This is a genomic window from Amycolatopsis sp. NPDC049691 (assembly GCF_040675005.1).
GTDB lineage: Bacteria > Actinomycetota > Actinomycetes > Mycobacteriales > Pseudonocardiaceae > Amycolatopsis.
Genome location: NZ_JBFANX010000029.1, coordinates 54,762 through 71,708, shown reverse-complemented (window position 1 = coordinate 71,708; position 16,947 = coordinate 54,762). Strand labels below are relative to the sequence as shown.

The 16,947-nt window shown below is 72.6% G+C and carries 19 protein-coding genes and 1 pseudogene; 8 read left to right on the top strand and 12 right to left on the bottom strand.

The features are described 5' to 3' along the window. Window positions 1–16: 16 nt before the first annotated feature. A complete protein-coding gene (locus AB0J40_RS42155) occupies window positions 17–925 on the bottom strand; it encodes a hypothetical protein (RefSeq protein WP_364465307.1) in 909 nt (302 codons plus the stop codon). Window positions 926–1,137: 212 nt separating this feature from the next. On the opposite strand from AB0J40_RS42155, the gene AB0J40_RS42150 reads away from it, so the two are divergent. From AB0J40_RS42150 to AB0J40_RS42140, 3 genes are all read left to right on the top strand, one after another. Further along, window positions 1,138–1,437: a hypothetical protein gene (locus tag AB0J40_RS42150; RefSeq protein ID WP_364465305.1), complete on the top strand. Its 300-nt coding sequence runs from the start codon at window positions 1,138–1,140 to the stop codon at window positions 1,435–1,437. Between the two features lie 117 nt (window positions 1,438–1,554). After that, window positions 1,555–2,148: a dihydropteroate synthase gene (locus tag AB0J40_RS42145; protein ID WP_364465303.1), complete on the top strand. Its 594-nt coding sequence runs from the start codon at window positions 1,555–1,557 to the stop codon at window positions 2,146–2,148. Beyond that, entirely contained in the window at window positions 2,145–2,882 is a 738-nt protein-coding gene (locus tag AB0J40_RS42140) for a dihydrofolate reductase family protein (RefSeq protein ID WP_364465423.1), read from the top strand. Before AB0J40_RS42145 ends, AB0J40_RS42140 begins: the two co-directional genes overlap by 4 nt. Here AB0J40_RS42140 and AB0J40_RS42135 read toward each other — a convergent pair. The 3 genes from AB0J40_RS42135 to AB0J40_RS42125 form a co-directional block, all read right to left on the bottom strand. Then, window positions 2,869–4,104, bottom strand: a complete 1,236-nt coding sequence (locus tag AB0J40_RS42135; RefSeq protein ID WP_364465301.1) for a sigma-70 family RNA polymerase sigma factor — start codon at window positions 4,102–4,104, stop codon at window positions 2,869–2,871. The two genes, AB0J40_RS42140 and AB0J40_RS42135, sit on opposite strands and share 14 nt — an antisense overlap. Continuing rightward, a complete protein-coding gene (locus AB0J40_RS42130; RefSeq protein WP_364465299.1) occupies window positions 4,101–4,424 on the bottom strand; it encodes a YciI family protein in 324 nt (107 codons plus the stop codon). The genes AB0J40_RS42135 and AB0J40_RS42130 overlap by 4 nt, the downstream gene beginning before the upstream one ends. Before the next feature lie 85 nt (window positions 4,425–4,509). Continuing rightward, the gene (locus tag AB0J40_RS42125; protein ID WP_364465297.1) at window positions 4,510–5,103 is read right to left on the bottom strand and encodes a CGNR zinc finger domain-containing protein; all 594 of its coding nucleotides are present in this window, start codon (window positions 5,101–5,103) and stop codon (window positions 4,510–4,512) included. 82 nt (window positions 5,104–5,185) lie between these two features. Between AB0J40_RS42125 and AB0J40_RS42120 the strand changes: the two genes are divergently transcribed. Continuing rightward, window positions 5,186–6,343, top strand: a complete 1,158-nt coding sequence (locus AB0J40_RS42120; RefSeq protein WP_364465295.1) for an epoxide hydrolase family protein — start codon at window positions 5,186–5,188, stop codon at window positions 6,341–6,343. Here the strand turns inward: AB0J40_RS42120 and AB0J40_RS42115 are convergent. After that, the gene (locus tag AB0J40_RS42115) at window positions 6,340–6,702 is read right to left on the bottom strand and encodes a hypothetical protein (RefSeq protein ID WP_364465293.1); all 363 of its coding nucleotides are present in this window, start codon (window positions 6,700–6,702) and stop codon (window positions 6,340–6,342) included. The genes AB0J40_RS42120 and AB0J40_RS42115 overlap by 4 nt on opposite strands. Between AB0J40_RS42115 and AB0J40_RS42110 the strand changes: the two are divergent. Continuing rightward, a pseudogene (locus AB0J40_RS42110) lies at window positions 6,676–6,840 on the top strand (aminoglycoside phosphotransferase family protein); the annotation flags it as partial. The gene AB0J40_RS42115 and the pseudogene AB0J40_RS42110 sit on opposite strands and share 27 nt — an antisense overlap. Window positions 6,841–6,906: 66 nt before the next feature. Here the strand turns inward: AB0J40_RS42110 and AB0J40_RS42105 are convergent. The 5 genes from AB0J40_RS42105 to AB0J40_RS42085 all read right to left on the bottom strand — a co-directional run bounded on the left by AB0J40_RS42105 (window position 6,907) and on the right by AB0J40_RS42085 (window position 10,715). After that, entirely contained in the window at window positions 6,907–7,731 is an 825-nt protein-coding gene (locus tag AB0J40_RS42105; RefSeq protein WP_364465421.1) for a DUF72 domain-containing protein, read from the bottom strand. 29 nt (window positions 7,732–7,760) lie between these two features. Further along, the gene (locus AB0J40_RS42100; RefSeq protein ID WP_364465291.1) at window positions 7,761–8,150 is read right to left on the bottom strand and encodes an NUDIX hydrolase; all 390 of its coding nucleotides are present in this window, start codon (window positions 8,148–8,150) and stop codon (window positions 7,761–7,763) included. Between the two features lie 15 nt (window positions 8,151–8,165). Continuing rightward, window positions 8,166–9,836, bottom strand: coding sequence for a hypothetical protein (locus tag AB0J40_RS42095; protein WP_364465289.1), 1,671 nt, complete (start codon window positions 9,834–9,836; stop codon window positions 8,166–8,168). 81 nt (window positions 9,837–9,917) lie between these two features. Continuing rightward, window positions 9,918–10,280 (bottom strand): VOC family protein, encoded by a 363-nt coding sequence (locus tag AB0J40_RS42090; RefSeq protein WP_364465287.1) that lies wholly within the window; start codon window positions 10,278–10,280, stop codon window positions 9,918–9,920. Window positions 10,281–10,310: 30 nt separating this feature from the next. Further along, the gene (locus tag AB0J40_RS42085; protein ID WP_364465285.1) at window positions 10,311–10,715 is read right to left on the bottom strand and encodes a hypothetical protein; all 405 of its coding nucleotides are present in this window, start codon (window positions 10,713–10,715) and stop codon (window positions 10,311–10,313) included. 101 nt (window positions 10,716–10,816) lie between these two features. On the opposite strand from AB0J40_RS42085, the gene AB0J40_RS42080 reads away from it, so the two are divergent. The 3 genes from AB0J40_RS42080 (at window position 10,817) to AB0J40_RS42070 (ending at window position 15,122) form a co-directional block, all read left to right on the top strand. Continuing rightward, on the top strand, window positions 10,817–11,962 hold the full coding sequence (locus AB0J40_RS42080; protein ID WP_364465283.1) for a serine hydrolase domain-containing protein: 1,146 nt from the start codon (window positions 10,817–10,819) through the stop codon (window positions 11,960–11,962). Window positions 11,963–12,266: 304 nt separating this feature from the next. Then, window positions 12,267–12,413 (top strand): hypothetical protein, encoded by a 147-nt coding sequence (locus AB0J40_RS42075; RefSeq protein WP_364465281.1) that lies wholly within the window; start codon window positions 12,267–12,269, stop codon window positions 12,411–12,413. Between the two features lie 99 nt (window positions 12,414–12,512). Next, a complete protein-coding gene (locus tag AB0J40_RS42070) occupies window positions 12,513–15,122 on the top strand; it encodes a CHAT domain-containing protein (RefSeq protein ID WP_364465279.1) in 2,610 nt (869 codons plus the stop codon). Here the strand turns inward: AB0J40_RS42070 and AB0J40_RS42065 are convergent. Beyond that, complete coding sequence (locus tag AB0J40_RS42065) at window positions 15,114–16,079, bottom strand: aldo/keto reductase (protein ID WP_364465277.1); 966 nt, start codon at window positions 16,077–16,079, stop codon at window positions 15,114–15,116. The genes AB0J40_RS42070 and AB0J40_RS42065 overlap by 9 nt on opposite strands. Window positions 16,080–16,082: 3 nt before the next feature. Beyond that, a complete protein-coding gene (locus AB0J40_RS42060) occupies window positions 16,083–16,871 on the bottom strand; it encodes an SDR family oxidoreductase (protein WP_364465275.1) in 789 nt (262 codons plus the stop codon). Window positions 16,872–16,947: the final 76 nt, after the last annotated feature.

The following is a 16,947-nucleotide window of genomic DNA, read 5'->3' as shown; positions in this document are numbered from 1 at the left end:
GTCTCCGTCCGCCGCTTTACCGGCCCCTTGCCTTCCCGATGGGGATACGTGTGAATCGGACGGGCGGTTCAACGCCGGACAGCGCGTAGATCCCGGTACCGGCCAGTGCCGCCGCGGCCAGGACGGACAGGGCGAGCACCGGCAGCGGTGCGGCGAACGGTGGGACGCCGGTGAAGGACTCGACGCCGATGACCGCCGTGAGCACGGCATCGGCGGCGACCGCGAGCTTCACGACCAGCAGCCGGTGGGTCTCGGGCCAGCGGGTGAAGCGCAGGACCCAGGCCAGTGCGGGCAGCACGAGGATCGCGTGCATCGCGACCGCGTGCAGCGGTTTGAGGGAACCGGCGGTCGTGTACGCGAGCTGCGGGTCGCCGCCGCGTGCCGCGACCACGCCGCGGCCGATCATGACCGCCCCGGTGGCCAGCGCGACCAGCAGCACCACCAGGCCCGCGCGGACCGCCAGACGCAGGCTCGCCGCTTCCGGCCCGGGTTCGACCAGGGCCGCGGCGGTGAAGCCGATGACGACGAGCACGAGCACGCCGCCGCCCGCGGCGAGCGACATGGACACGGCGGTGTCGAACGGCGTCTCGAAGTTGAAATGCGACGGCACCCCGCGCCAGGCCTGCATGCTCACCAGCACGACTTCGGCGACGCTCGCGGTGGTGAACGCGCCGAGCAGGACCGTGCGCAGCCGCGGGCGGACGGTGAGAAAGGACGTCGCCCAGGCGACCGACGCGAGCGTCAGCCCGAACGACAGGCCGAACGTGACGGCCTTGCGCATCGACAGCGGGCCCAGCCACGAGCCGCCGGAGCCGATGAGCACGATCGCGTGGACGACGCCGCTGGTGAACAGCGCCGCGCCGACGGCGTAGGCGATCCGTTCGGCTCGCCGGCCGTCGTGCCAGATCCGGGTCAGTGCGTTCATGGGACGAAGTGTCGCCTCGGGGAGCGGGTCGCCGCGTCGGCCCGGTGACGGCACCGCGGCGTACGACGACGGGCGTACGGCAATGGGGAAGAAAAGGGGAAAAGCATTGGTAAAGGAATTGCGGTGTTCTTGACCGAAAACGGGGGAAACGCGTGTGGCGCGACACTCGCCAGGCGGATGCGCCGGGGCCGAAAGGGTTCTACCATCGAATCATGTACCTAGCCCTGCTGACCTACACGGCGCCCCAGACAGAAGTCGACTACGCGCTGCCGGACCATTCGGAATGGTTGCGCAAACAATTCACGAAGGGGGTCTTCCTCCTTTCCGGAAAGGGGAACGGTGCGGCCGACCAGGTGATCCTCACGCGGTCGGTGCTGCGCGGCAAGCTCGACGCGGTGCTCGCCAGCGACCCGTTCGTCGTCCAGCGGCTCGCCCGCTACGAAGTCATCGAATTCACCGCCACGCGCACCGCGCAGGAGCTGCTGGCGATCAACGAGGCCATCGCCTCCTGAAGAGTTCCGCGACGGCCGGGTGGCCCGGCGACGAGGCCCCGCCACCTGCCGGCAAACCGGCTCCCCTGCTCCCTCGCTTATGATCGCGAGGCACGGACGTCCAGCAGGGAGAGCGCGATGAAAACCCCCGACCTCGTCTTCCGGGGCCGCCGGTTGAGCAGGGACCGCGCGCTGGTGCTGGCCGCGATCCAGGTGCTCCCGGAGCCCGACGCGGCGCGGGCGGCGGTCGTGAGCGCCGTCGAGGACGGCGCCGACCTCGTGGGTTTCGCCGGCACCGGCGTCGAATCCCTGATCTCGTGGGCGCGGGGCAAGTTCCCCGAGCTGTTCCTGGCCGTCGACACCGCGGACGCGGACGTGGCGGCGGCCGGCTGCGCGGCCGGTGCGGACCTGATCGTCGCGCGGGCCGACCTCACCGACGTCGCGGCGCGGTTCGGCGCCGGTTACGCCGGCTCGTCGAAGGCCGCCCTGCCCGGGTTCGTCCTCGACGTCGGCGTGCTGCGGTCGGCGCCGTCCCTGCCCGAGGACGTCCCGGTGCTGCTGGAGGTGGCCGGTGACGGGACCCCGGCCGGCCTGGCGCTGGCGGCGCTCGCGGCGTCGGCGGGCGCGGCGATCATCCGGACCCGGCACGTGCGCGCGACGCGGCACGTGGCCGAGATGGCGGCGAGCATCGCGGGCACGCGCCCGCCGGCGAAGGCGCTCCGATGGGAGTGATCCGGCAGATCTGGCCGGTCGAGCGCGGCCTCGACGACCACGACCTGGAGCAGCTGTACCGGTACCCGGACGGCCGGCGCTGGGTCGCGGTCAACTTCGTGTCCAGCGCGGACGGCGCGATTTCGGTCGAGGGCCGGTCGGCGAGCCTGTCGACCCCGGCCGACCGGATCGTCTACCGGCTGGGCAACGACCTCGCCGACGTCGTGCTGGTCGGCGCGGGCACGGCGATGGCGGAGGGCTTCGAGGGCATGCGCCCCGACGAGCGCACGGCCGAGCGCCGGCGCCGGTTCGGCCTCGCCCCGATCGCCCCGGTCGCGGTGGTGACGACCGGGCTGTCGCTGCCCCCGGACGCCCCGGTGATCACGAAGGCGGCGGTCCCGACGCTGGTGTTCACGTCCGAGGCGGCGCCGCTTTCGCTGCGTGGGGAATGGGCGGCGAACGGCGCCCGGGTGATCACGGCCGGCTCGACCGGCGTCTCGGCCACGCGGGTGGTCGAGACGTTGGCGGCCGAAGGGCTGGGCCGCATCGACTGCGAGGGCGGGCCCCGGCTGTTCGGCTCGCTGATCGAGGCCGGCGTCGTCGACGAGTTCCGCCTGACGGTGGCACCGTTCCTGGTGGCGGGCGCGGCGAGCCGGGCGGCGGCCGGCGCGGCGATCGACCCGGCGTCGCTGGAGCTCGCCTCGGTGCTCACGGACGGCGCCAGCGTGCTGCTGCGGTACCTCAGTCCGCAGTAGGCAGCCGGTCGCGGCGGCGGGCCAGGGAGGCGGTCTCGGCAATGTTGCCGGCCAGCTCGATGGCCTTGTCGTAGGCCGCGCGCGCTTCGGCACCGCGGCCCAGCCGGCGCAGCAGGTCGGCGCGGGTGGCGTGGAACGGGTGGTAGCCGGCCAGCTGGGGCTCGAGCTCGTCCACCGCCGCGAGCGCCACCTGCGGGCCGTCGAGCTCGGCGACCGCGACGGCGCGGTTGAGCGCGACGATCGGCGAAGCGTCGATGCGGACGAGCTGGTCGTAGAGCGCGAGGACCTGCGCCCAATCGGTGTCGCGCATGTCGCGGGCGGACGTGTGCACGGCGTTGATCGCGGCCAGGATCTGGTAGCGGCCCGGCGGCACGCCACTGGCGAGGCGCTCGCGCACCAGCCGGTGGCCCTCGGCGATCAGCGCCGTGTCCCAGTCCTCGCGGTCCTGTTCGTCGAGCGCGACCAGTTCGCCGGCCGCCGAGACCCGCGCGGGCCGGCGGGCCTCGGTGAGCAGCATCAGCGCCAGCAGCCCGGTCACCTCGCCGTCGTCCGGCAGCAGGGCGTGGACCACGCGGGTGAGCCGGATCGCTTCGGCGGTCAGGTCGTGGCGCACCGGATCGGTGTCCGGGCCGGTCGCCAGGTAGCCCTCGTTGAACACGAGGAAGAGGACGGTCAGCACCCCGGAGACGCGGGCCGGGAGGTCGGCGGCGGACGGCACGCGGTAGGGGATGCCGGCTGCCTTGATCTTGGCCTTCGCGCGGGTGATCCGCTGCCCCATGGTGCTCTCCGCGACGAGGAAGGCGCGGGCGATCTCGGGCACGGTCAGGCCGCCGACCATGCGCAGCGTCAACGCCACGCGGGCTTCCACCGCCAGCGCCGGGTGGCAGCAGGTGAAGACCAGCCGGAGCCGGTCGTCGTCGATGGCGCCGAGGGGTTCGGGCGGGTCGTCGTCGTACCCGAGCTCCGCCTCCTTCTGCTTGTCGTCGCGCTTGCTCTCGCGCCGGATCCGGTCGATGGCCCGGCGCTGCGCGGTGGTGGTCAGCCAGGCGCCGGGGTTCGGCGGCACGCCGTCGCCGGGCCACCGTTCGACGGCGATCGCGAACGCCTCGGCGGCCGCCTCTTCGGCGATGTCGAGGTCACCGAAGCGCCTGGTCAGTGCGGCGACCAGCCGGGCCCACTCGGCGTGGTGGGCCCGGGTGATCGCGGCCGCGACGTCGTTCACTGGAATGGCCGGACCTCGATCTTGCGATCGCAGACCTTCGACGCCTCGGCGGCGAGCTCGAGCGCGACGTCCAGGTCGGGGGCCTCCCACACCCAGACGCCGGCGAGGTACTCCTTGGACTCCAGGAAGGGCCCGTCGGTGACGACCGCCTGCTCGCCCCGGTTGTCGATCACGGTGGCCGCGTCGGTGCCGGCGAGCCCGCCCGCGAAGACCCAGTAGCCCTCGGCGATCAGGCGGTCGTTGAACTCGCTGATCAGGGGCTGCCGGTCGGTGCTGCCGGGATTGTTCTGGTCGTCGATCACCGAAACCAAGTAACGCATGCTCGTTCTCCTGTGCTGGTCTTCGGATCAGGGTGCCACGGCCCGCACTCGGTGTGGAACGTGACGCGCCCGGGGCCGCGACCTCTCAGCCGGCCGGCTCTTCGACGACCGACGACCCACCCGGCTGTCGGCGATTGGCGTTGAACCGCGCTTTCTTCTGCCGGTTCCCGCACGTGTTCATGTCGCACCACCGGCGGGTGCGGCTCTGGCTGGTGTCGAAGAAAGCGGCTTGGCACGTAGGCGACGCGCACAAAGCCAGTTTCCCGTCCCGTTCGCCCGCGATGATGCTGATCGCGTCGGCGGCGATCACGCCGAGGGCGTCCTCCACACAGGACGCCGAGCCGAGCCGCCAGCGCCGTTCGCCATCGGGGGTCAGGACGGCCGCCGCCCGGCCGCCGGTGCTGCGGTCGTTGATGACCCGGACCGCGGCGGCGGGAAGCGGTTCCCCGGTCGCGGCCGCCGTCGCGGCGGCGTGGATCGCTTCCCTCAGCTCCCGGGCGAGTTCGAGCTGGGCGGGCGTGCACGACTCCACGGCGAGGCCGTTCACCGCCAGCCAGTCGGCGAGCCGCTGCGGCGTCGGAATGCGCTCCACGGAGTTGCCGCGGCGCTCCGACAGCGTCCCCGTGAAGCTCGTCGCCAGCACGCTGCCCAGCCGGAAGCCGGGGAACTCGGACCGCATGGAACCACCTTAGCAGGTTGCTCCCGCGCATCGAGCCGTGTTAGAACCGTCTAAGCCGGTTCCGCGACAGCCAGGAGGAGTCATGCCCGACGTGCACGCTTTCGAAGCCCACGCGACCGACGCCGACCTCGACGACCTGCGCGCGCGGCTGGCCGCGGCCCGGCTGCCGGAGGCCGAGACGACCCGGCGCCGCTGGGAACAGGGCGTTCCCCTCGCCGACCTCGTCGAGCTGGTGGAGTACTGGCGCACCGGGTACGACTGGCGGGCGTTCGAAAGGCGACTCGACCGGATCGGGCAGTTCCGCACGACCATCGACGAGCTGGGAATCCACTTCCTGCACCGCCGCTCCGCGCGCGCGGACGCCACCCCGCTCCTCTTGACGCACGGCTGGCCGGGCAGCGTCGCCGAGTTCGTCGACGTGATCGACGAGCTGGCGGACCCGGAGGACGCGGACGCGCCGGCGTTCCACGTGGTGGCCCCGTCCTTGCCGGGCTTCGGGTACAGCGACAAGCCGGCCACCACCGGCTGGGGAACCGAAAAGATCGCGGCCGCCTGGGTCGAACTGATGGACCGGCTCGGCTACCGCGCATTCCTGGCCCACGGCGGCGACTGGGGAGGCGTGATCACCACGATCCTCGGCGGCCGGTTCCCGGAGCGCGTCCTCGGCATCCACACGACGACCGCGCAGGCGCCGCCCGGCCTGACCACGGACGGGCTGACGGCGACCGAGCGCCGGTGGACCGAGCAAACCCGCGACTTCTGGCTCCACCGCGCCGCTTACGCGAAGCAGCAGGCGACCCGGCCGCAGACCATCGGCTACTCGCTCGTCGACTCACCGGTCGGGCTGCTCGCCTGGATCCTCGACAAGTTCGCCGAGTGGACGGCCACTTCGGACAGTCCATTCGAGACTGTCTCCCGAGACCGGGTCCTCGACGACGTCACCCTGTACTGGCTGACGCGCACCGGCGCGTCGGCCGCCCGGATCTACCACGAAAGCCACGACTCGCTCGACCCCGCACTCCGGGTCGACGTCCCGTCGGCGATCAGCGTGTATCCGCGGGACATCGAGAAGTGCCCGCGCCCCTGGGCGCGAGAGCGGTTCCGGCGGATCGTCCACTGGGGGTCGCCCGAAACCGGGGGACACTTCCCGTCGCTGGAGGTTCCCGGGTTCTTCGTGCAGGACCTGCGAGAAGGCCTCGCGGCCGTGCTGGCCGCCGATCGGTGGACTCCGGTGGGCTAATCGAACGGGGTCGCTTTCGCGGCATCGAGGGCCGCGTGGACGCGCTGCCAGAACGCCCGGAAGTCCGCGTCCGCCTCCTGGTTGCCCGACTGCATGGCCGCGAGGCGGTTGAGGGTCCCGAAGTACTCCGGGGTGAGCAGCAGCGAGAACTCCCACCTGTCTTCCCCGGAAGAAGCGCGGAGGGCTTGGTCGCGTCGCTTCGTCAATTCCCGCGAGACCATCCGCAGGTTCAGGAGGGCTTCGGCGTCCGAAGCGCCGTCGCTCGCCATGAACTCGATGAGGTCGTTCACCAATGAGGCCAGGGAGTCGTAGTCCTGCACCGAGAGCACGAACTCGTGCTGCTGCACGGCGATCTGCACCCCGGCAACGTCCTCGACGGCGGCCCGGCCCGCGGCCTGATCGCGATCGATCCCAAGGCGTGCGTCGGCGATCCGTGCTTCGACGCCGTCGACTACGTCGTGGCCGGTGCCGGGCACGAGGGGGTCGAGACCCGGTGCCGGCGGGTGGCGGCCGCGGCGGTCCGGCGGTCGACGAACTGCTCGCCCTGAGCCGGTGACCGCCGCTCAGAACAGGGTCGCGGGCTCGACCGGCTCCGGCTCGGGCAGGGCCTCGAGGCCGGGCACCAGCGCTCGCACGTCCTCGTGGAACCGGCGGGCGAGCGCCGGCGCGCCGGCGTTGTCCGGGGTGTGCACGAACACCGTCGGCGAGCGGCCCTCGCGCAGCCAGCCGGCCACCACCTCGGTCCACGGCCGCCACCCCTCGACCGTCTCCGCGACCGAATCCCGGCCCAGGTAACGGACGATCGGCCGGTCGGTCAGTGCCCGCGTCCGCCGTGGCAGCCGGGGCTTCTTGGCCCAGGCGTCCTGTTCGGCCTCGCCGGCCGGCGGCCGCTGGAAGAAGACCGTGGTGTCGAACGGCACCCACTCGGCGTCCGCGGCGGCGAGCGTCTGCTCGAGCAGCGACGTCGAGCCGGCGTCGGTGAAGAACCCGGGGTGACGCACCTCCACCGCGCGCCGGCGGCCGGCGGGGAGGCGGCGCAGGAAGCGCCCGAGGGCCTCGACGTCCGACGGGCCGAACGAGCCGGGCAGCTGGGTCCACAGGACGGTCCGGTCGCCGAGGGGTTCGAGCGCGTCCAGGAACGCCCGCATCTCGGTTTCGACCCCGGCGAACCGGCGCTCGTGCGTGACGACCTTGGGCAGCTTGACCACGAACCGGAAGTCCGGGCCGGTCTGCTCCGCCCAGCTCGCGACGGTGGTCCGCGCGGGAGTGGCGTAGAAGGTGGTGTTGCCTTCGACGGCGTTGCACCAGCCGGCGTAGGCCCGCAGGCGCTCCTTGGCCGGCAGCGACGGCGGCAGGAACTTTCCGGGCCACGCCTTGTGGGTCCACATCGCGCAGCCGACGTGCAGGCGGGCTCCCATCAGAGCAACCGGCGGAAGTGCTGCGCCATCTCCAGCCCGCGCGCTTCTTTCCGGGTCAGCCAAGCGAAGTCGTCGTGCTCCGCCGGGTTCAGCACTACGTCTCCCTCGCCGTCTTCCTCCACTGTGTACACGAAACCGTGGATCTCGATCGCGCGTCCCGCCACGTCCGGCCACGCGGTGCGGGACAGCTCGCCCGTCACCTGGACCTTCAACCCCGTCTCCTCCACCACTTCCCGGATCGCCGCCGCCTCGAAGTCCTCGTCCGGCTCGACCGTTCCGCCGGGCAGCTCCCAGCGGCCGGCGAGGAACACGCCCGGCCCGCGCCGGAGGAACAGCACCCGGTCGCCGCGGGCTATCCAGCAGTACGCCAGGTACTTGGTCTCCGTCATGCGCCCGATTCTCGCTCAGTTGGTCTTCGACGTCGGCAGGTGGGCGCCGAGGTACCCGACGTACACCGTGCCCGTGCGGTCGGTGTCGTCGAGGAAGTGCAGCCGCGGTGCCGGCGCCTTGAAGCGCTCCAGGGCGATGTGGGCGCCGAAGTACTCGCGGCCCGCCGGGTTCGTGCGCGGGTCGACGCGGAACGTGCGCGCCTGGCGGAGCCGTTCGTTCGTGGTCACCGTGTCCGACTCCGCCAGCGCGATGATGTTGGCGCTGATCAGCGAACCCGGCTGGCCGGTGCGGGCGAACGCGAGCACGTCCGACAGCTCGGGCCCGGGGTCGTGGCCCGCGTCGAGCAACGTCGTCCGTGCGCCTGCGTACGCATCGAGGGTGCGCAGCGCGTCCCACGCCTTCCGGCGCCACGCCGTGGCTTTCGGGTGGTGGTCGAGGATCGCGGCGGGTGCCGGCTCGGCCGTGATCGCGAGGTGCTTGAGCGTCGCCTCCGCCGCGCCGATCAGCTCGGCGAAGCTCGGGAACTCCTCGGGCGGTCGCTCGGCTGCGGCGACCTCGTCGTCGGCGCCGTGGTAGCGGGCCAGCGTGCCCGCCAGCAGCCCGTTCACGCGTCTGAGCTCGTCGCGCTCGGCTTCGGTCTCCTCGAACGCGCGCGCGTAGTCGTCCACCGCCCCCTGCAGCTGCGCGAGCTGCGTGCGCAGGCACCCGACGTCGACCGCGGCCAGCTCGTCGAGCCGGCGGCGGAGCGCCTTCGCCTCGCCCGCGTGCCGGTCGCGCTCCTCGGCTTCGGCCTTCGCCTTCTTGCGCAGGATCGTGATCACGCCCCGCGCCTCGGCCAGCTCGCGCTCGGCGCGGCCGAGCTTCTCGGTCAGCTCGGCGTCCGGCCCCCGAACCGGTGCGTCGAACGGATTCGCGGCGTACCAGGCCTGCACACTCGGCACCTCGGCCCATTCCCCGGGCAGCGGCGTCCGGCCGCGGGTCTGCAGCAGCCGCGTGATCGCCCCCTGCAGCGCCTCGCCGGGCACCGGGCTCGCAGTCTCGACGAAGTCCGGCAGCTGGTCGCACGGCGGCGCGTACAGCCGGGCGCCCTGCGGTACCTCGTAGCCGAGGGGCACGTGCTGGTTGAGCGTGCGGCGGAAGCGGTCGTCGACGTCGAACACGTTGACCAGGCCGGGCCAGCCGTCGACCGGAACCGTCGGCGGTTCGGTGAGCACCAGCACCGCCGACGTCCGCCAGTCCGCCACCAGCGCCTCGCCCAGCAGTTCCGCGACGCGGTCGCACTCCTCGCGAGACCACCCGCGCATCGCGAGAACCGGGGCTTCGATCGGGATTTCGTCGCTCCCGCTGGCGCCGAGCTCCTCCAGCCCGATCCGCTGCGCCGGCGCTTCGTGGCAGCTGCGCCACGGCCGCGTGCACGCGGCGGCCAGCAACCACGCGACGCGGTCTTCGCCGGCGTGGTAGCACAGGGAAAGCAATACCTGAACGGAGTAGCGGCCTCGATCGTCGGTCCAGCCGAACTCGAGGTCGCACCGGCGCGATCCGCCGTCGTCGGACGAGCCGAGGTCGGCGACCGTGTAGTCGTCGTGCTGCCGCTGGCGGGTGATGAGCCTGCTGCGCAAGGCGTCCAGGGGGCGTTTCCCCTCGGTGGGGACCAGTCCGTGGTGCCAGATCCGGTGCACCCCCACAGGACTCAACTCCGTTCGCCGGAAACAGGACCTCAGGCGAACATAGCGGATCCTGTGACCGGACGAACGCGGGGCGTCACGTCATGCACGCGTCCAGAGGCAGAAGGGGTGCCCGGCCGGGTCGAAGCAGACGCGGACGTCTTCCTGGGGCTGGAAGTCCGCGACGACGGCACCCGCGGCGGTCGCTTCCGCCGTCGCCGCGGCGAGGTCGTCGACCTCGATGTCGAGGTGCAGCTGCATCTGCTGGGCACCGCCGGCCGGTGGCCACACCGGCGGGATGTGGTCGCGCTCCAGCTGGAACGACAGCCCGGCGCTGCCGTCGTCGGGACGCAGCGTCACCCACTCCGGCTCGTCGGTCTTGATCGGCCAGCCGAGCAGCTTCGAGTAGAACTCGGCGAGCGCACGCGGTTCCGGCGCGCCGAGCACGGTGGAGGTCAGCTTCATGATCCGGTGGTACCCGCCGGGACGGGTCTTCTACCGGGCCGGCCCCGGCTGCGTGTCGAAGTAGGCGACGGGCGGGCCGACGCCGTGCCACGACGACGTCGCGAACACCGCTGCTCCCGACAAGGCGAGCAGCGCGGTGAGGACGGCGAGCGTGGCGCCGATCCGGCCCGGGCCGGGCCGCGTGCGCGCGCCGGCGCAGACGCCGAAGACCAGCGCCAGCACGCTGATCGGCAGCAGCGCGAACCACAGCGCGCCGAGCACCAGCACGAAGGCCTGCGTGACCCAGGAGAACGTCCACGCCGCCACGACCGGCGGGCGGACGATGAGCCAGGCCGCCCAGGTCGCGACGGCGAGCGTGAGCCCGGCGGCGCCGATCGCGAGCGACGCGATCGCGAGGCCGCGGCCGGGCCGCGTGGTTTCGATCGGTTCCCCCATGCCGGGAACATCCCGGCCGGGCGCCCCGGTGTTACGCGGAATACCGCCGGGCCGCGCGGGTTGATCCCAGGCACAGGCTGAAGATCACTGAGGGAGCCGCCATGTCGTCCGAACACATCCAGGGGACCGTCGCCGACGGGTTCGAGTCCGTCCGCGAGGAGTTCGCCGCCGTCGCGATCGACGAGGGCGGTGACTACGCCGCCCAGCTCGTCGCGCACGTCGGCGGCGAGCGCGTCGTCGACCTGTGGACCGGCCCCGAAATGACGGCCGACTCGCTGACCGGGGTCTTCTCCTCGACCAAGGGCGCGGCGCACCTGGTGGTCGCGCTGCTCGTCCAGGACGGCGTGCTCGACCTCGACCAGCGGGTCAGCCACTACTGGCCGGAGTTCGGCGCGGCGGGCAAGGCCGCGATCACGCTGCGGGAGCTGCTCGCGCACCGCGCCGGTGTCGTGGGCGCCGACGAGGGCTTCACGGCGGAGGAGCTCGCCGACGACCGCGTGATCGCCGAGCGGCTCGCCCCGCAGCGGCCGTACTGGCGTCCGGGCACGGCGTTCGGCTACCACGCGCTGGTGATCGGCGCCCTGACCGGCGAGGTCGTCCGCCGGGTGACCGGCCGCAGCATCCAGGAGCACTACGAGGAGCGCGTCCGGCAGCCGTTCGGGCTGGACTTCCACCTGGGGCTGCCGGAGGAGCTGGAGCCCCGGTTCCTGACGACGCAGCCGATGCTGCCGACGCCGGAGCAGCTGGCCGAGCTGGCGGCCGGCGCGACGGGCGCGGACAGCATCACGGGCATCGCGTTCAACCGCAACCACCCGAAGGCACCGGAGCTCTGGGACCTCCCGAACATCAAGGTGGTCCGGCAGCTGAGCCCGGCTTCGGTCGGCGGCGTGGCCTCGGCGCGCGGGTTGGCGGGCATGTACGTGGCGGCGCTCGAGCTGCTGACCCCCGACACGGCCGCCGAGTTCGCCCAGGTCCACTCCGTGGGGGAGGATCTGGCGACCCGCAACCGCAACGCGTTCGGCCTCGGGTTCGCGGTGGTGTCGGACGACTACCCGGTGCTGGGGCAGGGGGCGTTCGGCCACAGCGGCGCCGCGGGGTCCCAGGCGTTCGCCGACCCCCGGAGCGGGCTGGCCTACGGGTACAACCGCCGCCGGTTCGCGTTCCCCGGCGGGGCCGCCCCGGAAAACGCGCGGCTGGTGCGCGCGGTCCACGGGGCGGTGACGGCGCGGCGGTCCACAAAGGACTGAGCCGGAGGTGGCTCTCCGTGGCCGGGCGATCACCCCGGCCCGGACGGCCCCGGCGGCCGCTCCGCCACCCGGTCCGATGCACGTCCATCGTGGACGTCGTTACAGAGTTCACTCGTTAGGACGTTCCGATCGGGACGTTTGACCTGATCACGGGCTTGGCTCTGACTTTCCGTAGCGAAAACCCTCCCGATCACTCCTCCGTTGTGAAACTATTGGGCCGTTCGCGGGGAGAGGGCCCCGCGAGGGGGACTCACCGTCACGGCCAGCGTCCCCATGCAGATCCCCAGGGGAGAGGAGATCGACCATGTCGACGCCCACGGACACCAAGCCCGAAGAAGCTCCGGAGCCGACCGAGGAGCCGGCCCCCGTCGTCGAATGGACCGACGAGGACGGCAAGGTTCACAAGGACCACCCGGCCCACATCGAGTGCAGCGGCAGCTGCTACGAGTAGGACCCGAGCTTGACCGATTCGTGATCGCCCGCCTGCCGATCTTCTGCCGGTAGGCGGGCTTCTTTCTGCTACGGACTGTGCTGTCATAGGAGAGTGCCTGTGACAAACCTGGACCCGGTCGAGGCCATCGAGAGGGTCCGAGCGCTCCAGCAAGCAGCCTCCGACGCTTCCTGCGTGGCTCGCTTCCACGAAGGCGTCCGCCTGCTCAAGCGGGGCATGGCACTCCTCGACGCGGTGCACCCCGTCGCCGAGGAACACCGCAGCGACTGGCTGGTCGCGCGGATCCGCCTGTCGAGCCTGCTGGTCGCGCTCCGGTCGGAGATCAGCGGCGACGTCGCCGCCGGCCTGGCCGGCCTCGACGACGTGCGCTTGCTGATCAACGCCGTGGAAGAGCCCCTGCTGCACGCCGAGCTGAGCGGCGCGCTCAACCACAACTACGCGATGCGCCTGAAGACCGTCGGGCGCAACGAGGACAGCCTCAAGTACTTCGAGGCGGCGCTCGAGCACAAGGAATACCGCCTGGCGCGCGCCGAAGACCCCGGCTCGCTCATGGGCACCTACGTGCTGAGCCTGTCGTCGCGGGGCTGGGTGCACACCCTGCTCGGCAACGTCGGCCAGGCCCGCGACGACCTCCGCCGGGCGGTCGAGCTGGCCGAGAAGTACGAGCTCCACGCCCTCGCCGGCGACGTCCGGCGCAACCTGGGCACCCTCGCGCTGCGGACCGGGGACGTGCCGGAGGCGCTGCGGCTGTTCGAGGAGAGCGAACGGACCTACCGCACGATCGGCGCGGACCCGCCCGCCGTGCTGGGGCGGGAACAGGCCCAGGCGCTGCTCGCCGCCGGGCTGGCCGAGGAAGCCAGCGACCACCTCGACGAGGTGCGGGTGATGATGGAGAAGGAGGTCAGCGTCGCCCGCGAGCTGGCGACCGTCGAGCTGCACCGCGCCACCGCCGCGTTGATGACCGACGATCTCGACCTGGCCCGGGAGACCGCGGCGTCCGCGCGCCGGCGGCTGCAGCGGGTGGGGTGCCAGACCTGCCTGGCGAACGCGACGGTCATCGGCCTCAAGGCCGACACCCTGGATGCCCTGCGCGGCGGCGTGGTTCCCGTCGGCCTGCCGACGCGGGCCCTGCGGGCCGCGGAGAAGATGCAGCTGCCGCGCCTGGCCGACCAGGCCGCCACGGCACGCATGCTCGCCGTCCGGCTCGACATCCGCCGCGGCAACCTCAAACGTGCCGCCGAGACCCTGCGGAAGGTTCCCCGCCCCGGGCAGCTCACCCCCATCGACTACCGCATGCTGCGCCGCCTCTGCCGGGCCGAACTCGCCGTCGCCCAGGGGAGCCGGGCGAGAGCACTCACCGAAATCCGGTCCGGGCTCACCGAGCTCGACGCCGTCCGCGACCGGATGGGCGGGCTCGACCTCGTCTCCGGCACCGCCCTGCACGGGCAGGAACTCGCCGATCTCGCCGTCAAGCTCGTGCTCGAACGCAACGACGCCCGGCGCCTGTTCGTCTGGCTCGAACGCACGCGCGCGCAGACCTACCGGTACGAACCGCTGTCGGCCGGGACCGATCCCGAGCTCGCCGCGCGCGTCGCCGAAGTGCGCGGCCTCGGGCAGGCCATCCAGGAGGCCCAGCACGACGGGCACCCCATCGCCGGCCTGCGCGCCAAGTACAACGAACGCCTGCGCGAGGCCCAGCGGCTCGGCTGGCACACCGGGCGCTGGGGCCGGCCGCGGCCGGTGGCCGGGCTCACCGAGGTCTTCGACCGGCTCGGCGACCGGGCCATGGTCAGCTTCGCCGCGTCCGGCGACGAGCTCGTCGCCGTCGTCGTGGCCGGGGGCGAGTGCCGGCTGGTGCGGCTCGGGTCCGCCGGGGCCGCCGCCGAGTCCGCGCGCGTGCTCAACGTCGACCTCGACGCCCTCGCTCCCGACAACCTGCCCGAACGGCTGGCCGAGGTCGTCATGGCGTCGGCGCGCAAGCAGGCCGACAAGCTCGACACCCAGCTCATCCAGCCGCTCGCCGACACGATCGGAGACCGGGAGCTGGTCATCGTCCCGACCGGGCCGCTCTACGCCGTGCCGTGGGGTGTCCTGCCGGGGCTGCGCGGGCGGCCCACCGTCGTCGCGCCGTCGGCGACCGCCTGGCTCGCCGCCGAGCTGACGAAGTCGCCGCGCGCCCGCAAGATCGTGCTCGTGCGCGGGCCCGGGCTGGCCGGTGCCCGTGGTGAGCTGGAGAAGCTCACCACGCACTACCGCACCGCGACGACCATGACCGGCGCCAAGGCCACCGTGAAGTCCGTGCTGCGGGCGATGGACGGCGCCAAGCTCGCCCACTTCGCCGCGCACGGCGCACACGAGCCGGAGAACGCGCTGTTCTCCCGCCTCGAACTCGCCGACGGTTCTCTCTTCGGGCACGAGATGGCCGGGCTGCGGCAGCCGCCGCGGCAGGTCGTCTTCGCCGCGTGCGAGCTGGCGCTCAACCGGATCCGGCCCGGCGACGAAGCCCTCGGCTTCGCCAGCGCGTTGCTCGCCAGCGGTTCGCGCACGGTCATCGCGCCGCTGTCGCGCGTCGGCGACCTGGCCTCGGCGGCCGCGATGGACGACTACTACCGCGCGCTGGCCGTGCGGGACAGCCCCGCGCTGGCGCTCGCCGACGCGATCGCGGTCGACCCCTTCCGCCGTCCCTTCGTCTGCTTGGGATCAGGCTGACGACGCCGGGGGCGACCACACGAGCCGCGGGTCCGTCTGCACGAAGCTGCCGAGCAGGTGGTCGACGCGGGTCAGGACGTCGAGGTCCAGCCGGACACCGGCGGCCTTCGCGTTCTCGGTGACCTGCTCCGGCGTGCTTGCACCGACGACCGCCGACGCGACCGTCTGGTGCTGCAGCGTCCACGCCAGGGCGAGCTGCGCCATGGTCAGTCCCGCGTCGTCGGCGACGCCGCGCAGCATTTCGACCCGCTCCAGCAGCTCCGGCAGCAGCAGCGGCCGCGCGTGCGGCTTAGCGGCCGCGCGCGAGCCCGCCGGGACCCGCCCGTCCCGGTACTTGCCGGTCAGCACACCCTGGGCCAGCGGCACCGACGCGAACTGCCCGACGCCGATCCGCTCGCCCACCGGCATCACCTGCGCCTCGGCCACCCGCCACAGCATCGAATAGTGCGGCTGGTTGCTGATCAGCGGGACGTCGTACCGCTCGGCCGCATCGTGCGCCTGCAGCAGCTGCTCGGCCGTCCACTCCGCCGTGCCGACGTACCGGATCTTCCCCTGCCGCACCAGGTCCGAGAGCGCGAGGAACGTCTCCGCGACCGGGGTCCGGTAGTCGAAGCGCAGCAGCTGGTAGACGTCGACGTGGTCGGTGCGCAGCCGCCGCAGCGAGCCTTCCAGCGACGCGATCACGTGCTTGCGGCTCAGCCCGGCGTCGTTCGGACCCGGTCCCTCGGACCAGAAAACCCCGGTGCACAGCACGAGATCGTCCCGGCGCACGCCGGCGAACGCTTGGCCGAAAGCGGTTTCCGCCGCGCCGCCGTCCCACGCCGCCGCGGTGTGGAACGTCGTGACGCCGGCGTCCAGCGCCGCGGCGACGCAGCCGGGAGCGTCGTGCGTCAGCCAGTTGCCGTAGGCGATCTCGCTCACGGCGAGCCCGCTCGCGCCGATCCTGCGGTATTCCACGCCTCAGCCTCCCTGGACGGCCATCTCGTCGATCCACGCGTCGACCGCGCCGGCCTTGCGCAGGAACGCTTCCCGCACGGAAGCGTGCGGAAGGATCAGGAACTCCTCCGCGCCGAGCCCGGCGACGACCGCTTCGGCGACGTCTTCGGGTTCCAGCAGCGGTGCGGCCGCGGCGATGGCCAGCGCGGCCGGGTGCCCGGCGGCGATGCCGGGTTCGAGCAGCGCCGTGCGGACGCCGAGCGGGCACAGCGCGCTGACGCGTACCCCGCGTGGCCGGTAGGTGATCGCCAGCCACTCGGCGAGGCCGACGGCCGCGTGCTTGGTGACCGAGTACGGCGCGTCGCCGGGCGTGCCGAGCAGGCCGGCGCCGGACGCCGTGATCAGCAGGTACCCCTCGCCGCGGGCGAGCATCGCGGGCAGCACGACCTGCGCGGCGTGGACGTGCTGCATGACGTTGATCTCCCACGACTTCGCCCACTGCTCGTCCGCCGCGTGGACGCCGGTGCCGAAGGCCGCGCCCGCGTTGGCGCAGAACAGGTCCACCTCGCCGAACTCGGCGCGGGCCGCCGCGACCAGCGTCTTGAGGTCCTTTTTGGACGTCGCGTCGGCGGTCACGGCGATCGCGCGCCCGCCCGCGTCGGCGATCACGTCCGCCACCCGGCCGGCGCCGGCGGCGTCGACGTCGGACACGACGACCCCCGCCGCGCCTTCCGCGGCGAAGCGGCGGGCCATCGCCGCCCCGATCCCGTGCGCCGCGCCGGTCAGCACGACCACCCGTCCGGTCAGTTCCACAGGGGCTCCCGTATTTTTCGAGCCATTGTTACGCAGGTGAGTGAATGGTATTTCTCGTTTAGAAGCTGCATGATAA

Coding starts and splice junctions, on each gene's coding strand:
- AB0J40_RS42155 (WP_364465307.1), bottom strand. CDS start 925: ATGAACGCACTGACCCGGATCTGGCACGACGGCCGGCGAGCCGAACGG.
- AB0J40_RS42150 (WP_364465305.1), top strand. CDS start 1,138: ATGTACCTAGCCCTGCTGACCTACACGGCGCCCCAGACAGAAGTCGAC.
- AB0J40_RS42145 (WP_364465303.1), top strand. CDS start 1,555: ATGAAAACCCCCGACCTCGTCTTCCGGGGCCGCCGGTTGAGCAGGGAC.
- AB0J40_RS42130 (WP_364465299.1), bottom strand. CDS start 4,424: ATGCGTTACTTGGTTTCGGTGATCGACGACCAGAACAATCCCGGCAGC.
- AB0J40_RS42125 (WP_364465297.1), bottom strand. CDS start 5,103: ATGCGGTCCGAGTTCCCCGGCTTCCGGCTGGGCAGCGTGCTGGCGACG.
- AB0J40_RS42120 (WP_364465295.1), top strand. CDS start 5,186: ATGCCCGACGTGCACGCTTTCGAAGCCCACGCGACCGACGCCGACCTC.
- AB0J40_RS42105 (WP_364465421.1), bottom strand. CDS start 7,731: ATGTGGACCCACAAGGCGTGGCCCGGAAAGTTCCTGCCGCCGTCGCTG.
- AB0J40_RS42100 (WP_364465291.1), bottom strand. CDS start 8,150: ATGACGGAGACCAAGTACCTGGCGTACTGCTGGATAGCCCGCGGCGAC.
- AB0J40_RS42090 (WP_364465287.1), bottom strand. CDS start 10,280: ATGAAGCTGACCTCCACCGTGCTCGGCGCGCCGGAACCGCGTGCGCTC.
- AB0J40_RS42085 (WP_364465285.1), bottom strand. CDS start 10,715: ATGGGGGAACCGATCGAAACCACGCGGCCCGGCCGCGGCCTCGCGATC.
- AB0J40_RS42080 (WP_364465283.1), top strand. CDS start 10,817: ATGTCGTCCGAACACATCCAGGGGACCGTCGCCGACGGGTTCGAGTCC.
- AB0J40_RS42075 (WP_364465281.1), top strand. CDS start 12,267: ATGTCGACGCCCACGGACACCAAGCCCGAAGAAGCTCCGGAGCCGACC.